Source organism: Phenylobacterium sp., assembly GCF_037968635.1.
Taxonomy (GTDB): Bacteria; Pseudomonadota; Alphaproteobacteria; order Caulobacterales; family Caulobacteraceae; genus Phenylobacterium.
This window is the reverse complement of record NZ_JBBKVV010000163.1, coordinates 1-6422: the sequence shown is the minus strand read 5'-3', so window position 1 is coordinate 6422 and position 6422 is coordinate 1. Positions and strand designations below refer to the sequence as shown.

Genomic DNA, 6422 nt, shown 5'->3' with positions numbered 1-6422 from the left:
GCGTCGGCGGTGCCGGCCACGACCAGGTCCATCTTGCTTTCCTTCAGCTCGTCGAGCGTCGGGTTGAGGATGTATTCGCCGTTGACGTAACCCACGCGGGCCGCGCCGATCGGACCCATGAAGGGGGCGCCGGAGATCACCAGGGCGGCCGAGGCGGCCACCAAGGCGACGATGTCGGGATCGTTTTCCAGGTCGTGGGCCAGCACGGTGCAGACCACCTGGACTTCATTCTTGAAGCCCTTGACGAACAGCGGGCGGATCGGACGGTCGATCAGGCGCGAGGTCAGGGTTTCTTTCTGCGAGGGGGCGCCCTCGCGGCGGGGGAAGGAGCCGGGGATCTTGCCCGCGGCGTAGAACTTCTCCTGGTAGTTCACGGTGAGCGGGAAGAAGTCCTGACCCGGCTTGGCGCTCTTGGCGAAGACGGCGGTGGCCAGCACCATGGTCTCGCCGTAGGTCGCCAGCACGGCGCCGTCGGCCTGGCGCGCGATGCGGCCGGTTTCCAGGGTCAGCGTCTTGCCGCCCCACTCGATGGTCTTGCGTTTGATATCGAACATTTTGTTTCTTTCTCATCCCGCGGGCGTATTCCCGGCGGGGGCGGACAGGGCGGGGGGTTCCCGATATCCTCTCCAGTCAAACAGGCGGGGGTGAGGATCACTTTGGAACCCTCGGCGTGTTTGGGCGCCCACCGAAAGGGGCGGCCCGGACCGCTCTTGATCCTCCGGCCTGTCGCGGAGGAAGCGGGAAATAGATAGAGCCTGATACGCAAAGCCCCCGCTTTCGCGGGGGCTGGACTTGGTGTCCTAGCGGCGCAGGCCCAGCTTCTCGATGATGGCCTGGTAGCGGCCGGTATCGGTCGCCTTCAGATGGTCGAGAAGTCGGCGACGCTGGGAAACCATCTTCAGAAGGCCCCGGCGCGAGTGGTTGTCTTTCTTGTGGGTCTTGAAGTGCTCGGTCAGGTTCACGATCCGCTCGGTGAGGATCGAGACCTGCACTTCAGCCCCACCGGTGTCCGCCTCGGAGCGGCCGTGGGTCTTGATGAGCTCGGCTTTACGTTCAATCGTAATCGACATCGGTTAGTCTCCGCTCTTGGTCAGATGAAAGACTCGCGACGGCTCGAGCTTGCCTGCGCGCATCTCGCAGAGCGCCACCATCATGCCCTCCGACAAGACTGAAACGGTTCGAGAACCCAGGGTGAACCGGGCTTTCAGGGCTTCAACCTGTCGGGGAACGAGAACGATGGGCCGTCCCTGCTTAAGTCTGAAAGCGTCTTCGGCGGTCACGGCCAGCTCCGGGATGTCGTCCAGGGCGGTCTCGACCGGAAGCAATGCCTCCAGATGGCCGGGCTTATGCCCCAAATCCTCAAGCAATTCCAGTGTTATCGCCCGGTCTTCGGAGAAGGCCCCGACCCGGGTGCGGCGCAGCGCGCTGACATGGGCGCAGGCCCCCAGCATTTGCGCCAGATCGCGGACGATGGCGCGCACATAGGTGCCCTTGCCGCAGCTGACCTCGATCTCGATGTGGTCGGGATCAGGCGCCTCCACGACCGCGGCGGAATGGATGGTGACGATGCGGGCCGCCAGCTCCACCTCATGTCCGGCGCGGGCCAGGTCATAGGCCCGCTCGCCATCGACCTTGATGGCCGAGAAGATCGGCGGCACCTGGGAAATCTCGCCCACGAAGGCCGGCAGCTTGGCTTCCACCTCCGCCACCGTCGGCCGCACGTCGGAGGTCGCCGTCGTCGCGCCCTCGCGGTCGAAGCTGGCGGTGGTGCGGCCCCACTCGATGACGAAGCGGTAGGTCTTGTCGGCGTCCATCAGGAACGGGACGGTCTTGGTGGCCTCCCCCAGAGCGATGGGCAGGATGCCGGTGGCCAGTGGATCCAGGGTGCCGGCGTGGCCCGCCTTCTGGGCGTTGAACAGCCGCCGCACGCGGCCGACCGCGCTGGTCGACGTCAGGTCATAGGGCTTGTCGAGGCAGATCCAGCCCGAGACCGGATCGCCCTTCTTGCGTCGCGCCATGGGAGTGATCAGTCCTCGTCGGAGTCGGACGCGAGGTCCTGGGCGACCTTGGGGTCGTCGAACAGCGCGTTGATGCGGCTGGCCTCGTTGAAGGTCTCGTCGTGGACGAACTTCAGATCCGGCGTGAACTTCATCTCGATGGACCGGCCCAGGCGGCCCCGCAGGAACTTGGCGTGGCGGTTCAGAGCGTCCACCACCACCGAGAACTTCTCGCCGCCCAGGGGCTCGACGAAGCAGACGGCGTGGCGCAGGTCCGGGCTCATCCGAACCTGGGTGAGCGTGACCGGCACGCCGGCCAGGTCGGGATCCTGGATCTCGTGGTCGCGCATCACCTCGACAAGGGCGTGACGGGTGAGTTCGCCGGCGCGGAGTTGGCGCTGGCTGGGGCCGGAAGGCTTTCCGGCGGCATTACGTTTCATGGCTCTGACCTCGCGGGCCTGGCCCACGGATCGGACGTGGAGCTCAGGGAAGCCGGCGCTTCTAGTGGGATGGCGCGCGCAAGTCCAGAGCTACGCCCCCGTGCGCGCCTTGAAGAAGGCGATCACCCGTTGCTCGGCCGCCTTGGTGGGGCCGTCCTCCTTCAGGTGCAGGGTCAGCACCGAGTGGGGGGCCATCGCCGCCGGGGCGGCGTCGGCGTCCGACAACTCGATGGCCTCGAAGCGGTCGCCGAACTCGCGGCGGAAGGTGTCGAACCGAGCGTCGGGGACGAAGGCGTCGCTGGTGAAACGCAGGCCGATCATCGACAGGTCCTCGTCTTCGAACCTCTGCTTGGCGCAGGCGATCTCCTTGGCCGAGACGCCGATCCCGGCGCCGCGCTTGGGGTTCTTTCCCGCCAGCGGCAGCGAGGGCTGCGACAGGACCGGCGCCACGACGGCGGGCTCGGTCATCATGGCCAGGGCGAAATTGCCGGTGAAGCACATGCCCACGGCCCCCACCCCCCTGCCGCCGCAGTCGGCGTGCGCCTTGCGGGCGAGCGCGCGGAGCCAGTCGACGATGGGGCTCGACTTGTCGGTGGCCCAGACATTGAACTCTCGCCGGATACAGATGCCACCCAACATGGTCAGTACGCCGAGCGGGTGCGAGGCCGGGCGGCCCGGTTGGCCGAACAGGTTGGGGCAGTAGACGGTCATGCCGGCCGCGGCGACCCGGTCGGCGAAGGCGATCACCAGCGGGTGCAGTCCCGGCATCTCGTGGATGATGATGACGGCGGGGCCGGAGCCGCGCTTGTAGACGTCGCGCGTGCGATGGCCGTCGTCGAACTCGAACTTCTCGTAGGCGCTGAGCGCGGCCTCGTAGCCCATGACGGTCCCCCTACCCTTTGGCGGGAGCCTAACCCGCTAGAGCTTGATGCGCAGACTCGAAATATCGCCTTCAAAGCCCGAGAGCTTCCAGACGCCGTTCTGTTGGCTGAAGACCAGGAGGCAGGGGCCGTCCTTGGACTTGGTGGCGCAGACCCGCCCGTCGTCCATGGCCTTCAGGGAGCCGGCGATGGCGACCCGGTTGGGGAGCGGCTGGCCCGTTTTGTAGCCGTAGGATTCCGCCACCTTGCGGAAGACCTTGGGCTGGACAAGGGCGTCGCCGGCGATGTCGGCCAGGGCCGGCGCCAGGATGGCGCCCAGGGACTGCCAACCCTTGTCCACCTTGGGGCCCCGGGCCTCGGCGGTGAGGCGGGCGGAGATTTCCTGCTTCAGCGCGTCGCGGTCGACATGGGCGTCGAAGGCCGCCTGGTCCTCGTCGCGGATGGAGACCAGCAGGGCATGGACGTCGCCGGCCGCATCCAGGCGCTGGGCCGTGGCGCAGGCCGAAAGTCCCATCGCCAGGGCGATCACCAGAAGAATACGCATCGACGTCTCCGCTCAAACCCACTGCGCAGTGCGGGGAAAGTGGGGTGGCTTGATGACCTTGACGAGGAACGAGTGTCGCGGATTGCGAGCGCGGCGCCCAGGTTCGACATCAAAAAAGCCTCCCTGTCTCCAGGGAGGCTCTCATGAACTTGCCGCGACGCCAAGAAAAGGGCGTTCGCGCGCGCGGCCCTAGAGGCTGCGCTTGACCTCTTCGAGGCTGAAGCACTCGATGGTGTCGCCTTCCTTGATGTCCTGGAAGCCCTGGAAGAACATCCCGCACTCCTGGCCGGCGTTGACCTCGTTGACCTCGTCCTTGAAGCGCTTGAGCGTCTGCAAGGTGCCGAGTTCGAGGACCACGATATCGGCCCGGATGATCCGGACGCGGGCGCCCTTGCGGACGGTGCCTTCGGTGACGCGGCAACCGGCGACGCGTCCGACCTTGGTGATGTCGAAGACCTGGAGGACTTCGGCGTTGCCGAGGAAGGTTTCGCGCTGTTCCGGCGCCAGCATGCCCGAGAGCACACCCTTGATGTCGTCGATCAGGTCGTAGATCACCGAATAGTAGCGGATTTCCACGCCTTCACGCTCGGCGAGCTGCCGGGCCTGGCTGGAGGCGCGGACGTTGAAGCCGAGGATCGGCGAATTCGCCCCCTTGGCCAACATCACGTCGCTCTCGCTGATGGCGCCTGCGCCCGACAGGATGATCCGCGCGCGGACCTCGTCGGTGCCGAGCTTGTCCAGCGAGGACACGATGGCCTCCGCCGAGCCTTGCACGTCGGCCTTGATGATGACCGGCAGCTCGGAAATCTTCTTGTCCTGCAGCTTGGCCATGAAGTCGGCCATGGTGACGCCGCCGGCGACCGGCGAGCCGGCCTTTTCGCGCTTCACCCGGGTCCGGTACTCGGTCAGCTCACGGGCGCGCGCCTCGTTTTCCACCACCGCGAAGGGCTCGCCCGGTGAAGGCGTGCCGTCGAGGCCGAGGATTTCCACCGGCACCGAAGGACCGGCGGTGTCGAGCTGCTCGTCACGCTCGTTGAACAGGGCGCGGACCCGGCCGAAGCTGGAACCGGCCACCACGATGTCGCCGCGCTTCAGCGTGCCGCGCTTGACCAGGACGGTGGAGACCGCACCCCGGCCCCGATCGAGCTTGGCTTCGATGACCGTGCCGTCGGCGGTACGCTCGGGATTGGCCTTCAGGTCCATGACCTCGGCCTGCAGCAGGATGCCCTCGATCAGATCGTCGAGGCCGAGCTTCTGCGTCGCTGAGACCTGGATGGCCTGGGTGTCGCCACCAAGGCTCTCCACGACGATCTCGTGCTGCAGCAGCTCGTTGATCACCCGTTGCGGATCGGCGCCGGGCTTATCAATCTTGTTGATGGCCACGATGATCGGCGCGCCGGAGGCGCGGGCGTGATGGATGGCCTCGATGGTCTGGGGCATGACGCCGTCGTCGGCGGCCACCACCAGGATGACGATGTCGGTGACGTCGGCGCCACGGGCCCGCATCGCCGAGAAGGCGGCGTGGCCAGGGGTGTCCAGGAAGGTGACCGCTTGGCCGCTCTCCAGGCGCACCTGATAGGCGCCGATGTGCTGGGTGATGCCGCCGTGCTCGCCCTTGGCCACGTCGGCCGAACGAAGGGCGTCCAGCAGGCTGGTCTTGCCGTGGTCGACGTGACCCATGACGGCGACGACCGGGGGCCGGGACACCAGGTGATCGTCGAGATCCTCATCGCCGATGAAGCCCTCTTCGACGTCGGCCTCCGACACACGGCGGACGGTGTGGCCAAACTCGGTGGCCACCAGCTCGGCGGTGTCGTTGTCGATGACGTCGTTGATCTTCAGCATCACGCCCTGACGCATCAGGAACTTGATGATCTCCACGCCACGGGTCGCCATCCGGTTGGCGAGTTCCGCCACGGTGATGACGTCGGGAATGATGACTTCGCGCGCGGCGCGGGCCGCTTCCTGGCCGCCGCCCTTGCGCTTTTCGCGCTCACGCTCGCGGGCCCGGCGAACCGAGGCCAGGGAACGCATGCGTTCGACGGCGCTCTCGTCATCACCGGCCACGGCCTGGATGGTGAGGCGGCCTTCGCGGCGCTGCTGCGCGCCCTTGACGCGGGAGATGGCCTTGGTCGGGGCCGCATTGGCCTTGCGGCGCGTATCCTCTTCATCGTCACGACGGGCGATGGTGTCGCCGCCGCCGGGCCGCGGGGCCTGACGGGTGGCGCGCTGAACCTCAGGCGTGGCGGGCGGCGCATTGGGCGTAGGACGCCCTGCGCCGGGACGCGCGCGATCACCGCCACCTTGGGGACGATCGCCCTGCGGACGGTCACCTTGCGGACGATCGGTGCGAGGACCGCGATCGGCGGCCTGCGGCGGACGATCATTTTCACGCGCCGGCGGCCGTTGCTGGCCGCCACCGTCGGCGCGCGGGGCGCGCTGACCGAAGTTCGCGTTCTCGAAACGGCCGGGCGTGCGTTCGGGACGATAGGTCGTCGTCGAAGCGCGGTCATCGCGGCGTTCGCGGCCGGCCTCATAGGGCCGGCGCTGGGCCTGCGCG

The 6422-nt window shown here is 67.3% G+C and carries 6 protein-coding genes and 1 pseudogene; all 7 read right to left on the bottom strand.

The features are described from left to right. A pseudogene (locus tag AAC997_RS18025) lies at positions 1-554 on the bottom strand (polyribonucleotide nucleotidyltransferase); the annotation flags it as partial. A 246-nt stretch (positions 555-800) separates the two neighbouring features. After that, a complete protein-coding gene (rpsO, locus tag AAC997_RS18020; protein WP_340647087.1) occupies positions 801-1070 on the bottom strand; it encodes a 30S ribosomal protein S15 in 270 nt (89 codons plus the stop codon). Between the two features lie 3 nt (positions 1071-1073). Then, positions 1074-2018, bottom strand: a complete 945-nt coding sequence (gene truB / locus AAC997_RS18015; RefSeq protein ID WP_340647086.1) for a tRNA pseudouridine(55) synthase TruB — start codon at positions 2016-2018, stop codon at positions 1074-1076. 8 nt (positions 2019-2026) lie between these two features. Beyond that, positions 2027-2437 carry a 30S ribosome-binding factor RbfA gene (rbfA, locus tag AAC997_RS18010; protein ID WP_340647085.1) on the bottom strand — a complete coding sequence of 137 codons (411 nt, stop codon included), beginning with the start codon at positions 2435-2437 and terminating at the stop codon, positions 2027-2029. 90 nt (positions 2438-2527) lie between these two features. Further along, positions 2528-3319, bottom strand: coding sequence for a dienelactone hydrolase family protein (locus tag AAC997_RS18005; RefSeq protein WP_340647084.1), 792 nt, complete (start codon positions 3317-3319; stop codon positions 2528-2530). Positions 3320-3355: 36 nt separating this feature from the next. Beyond that, entirely contained in the window at positions 3356-3862 is a 507-nt protein-coding gene (locus AAC997_RS18000; RefSeq protein WP_340647083.1) for a DUF2939 domain-containing protein, read from the bottom strand. A gap of 189 nt (positions 3863-4051) precedes the next feature. Then, positions 4052-6422, bottom strand: a 2371-nt coding sequence (infB, locus tag AAC997_RS17995) for a translation initiation factor IF-2 (RefSeq protein ID WP_340647082.1), incomplete at its 5' end; no start/stop codon positions are given.

Coding starts and splice junctions, on each gene's coding strand:
- rpsO (WP_340647087.1), bottom strand. CDS start 1,070: ATGTCGATTACGATTGAACGTAAAGCCGAGCTCATCAAGACCCACGGC.
- AAC997_RS18000 (WP_340647083.1), bottom strand. CDS start 3,862: ATGCGTATTCTTCTGGTGATCGCCCTGGCGATGGGACTTTCGGCCTGC.
- rbfA (WP_340647085.1), bottom strand. CDS start 2,437: ATGAAACGTAATGCCGCCGGAAAGCCTTCCGGCCCCAGCCAGCGCCAA.
- truB (WP_340647086.1), bottom strand. CDS start 2,018: ATGGCGCGACGCAAGAAGGGCGATCCGGTCTCGGGCTGGATCTGCCTC.
- AAC997_RS18005 (WP_340647084.1), bottom strand. CDS start 3,319: ATGGGCTACGAGGCCGCGCTCAGCGCCTACGAGAAGTTCGAGTTCGAC.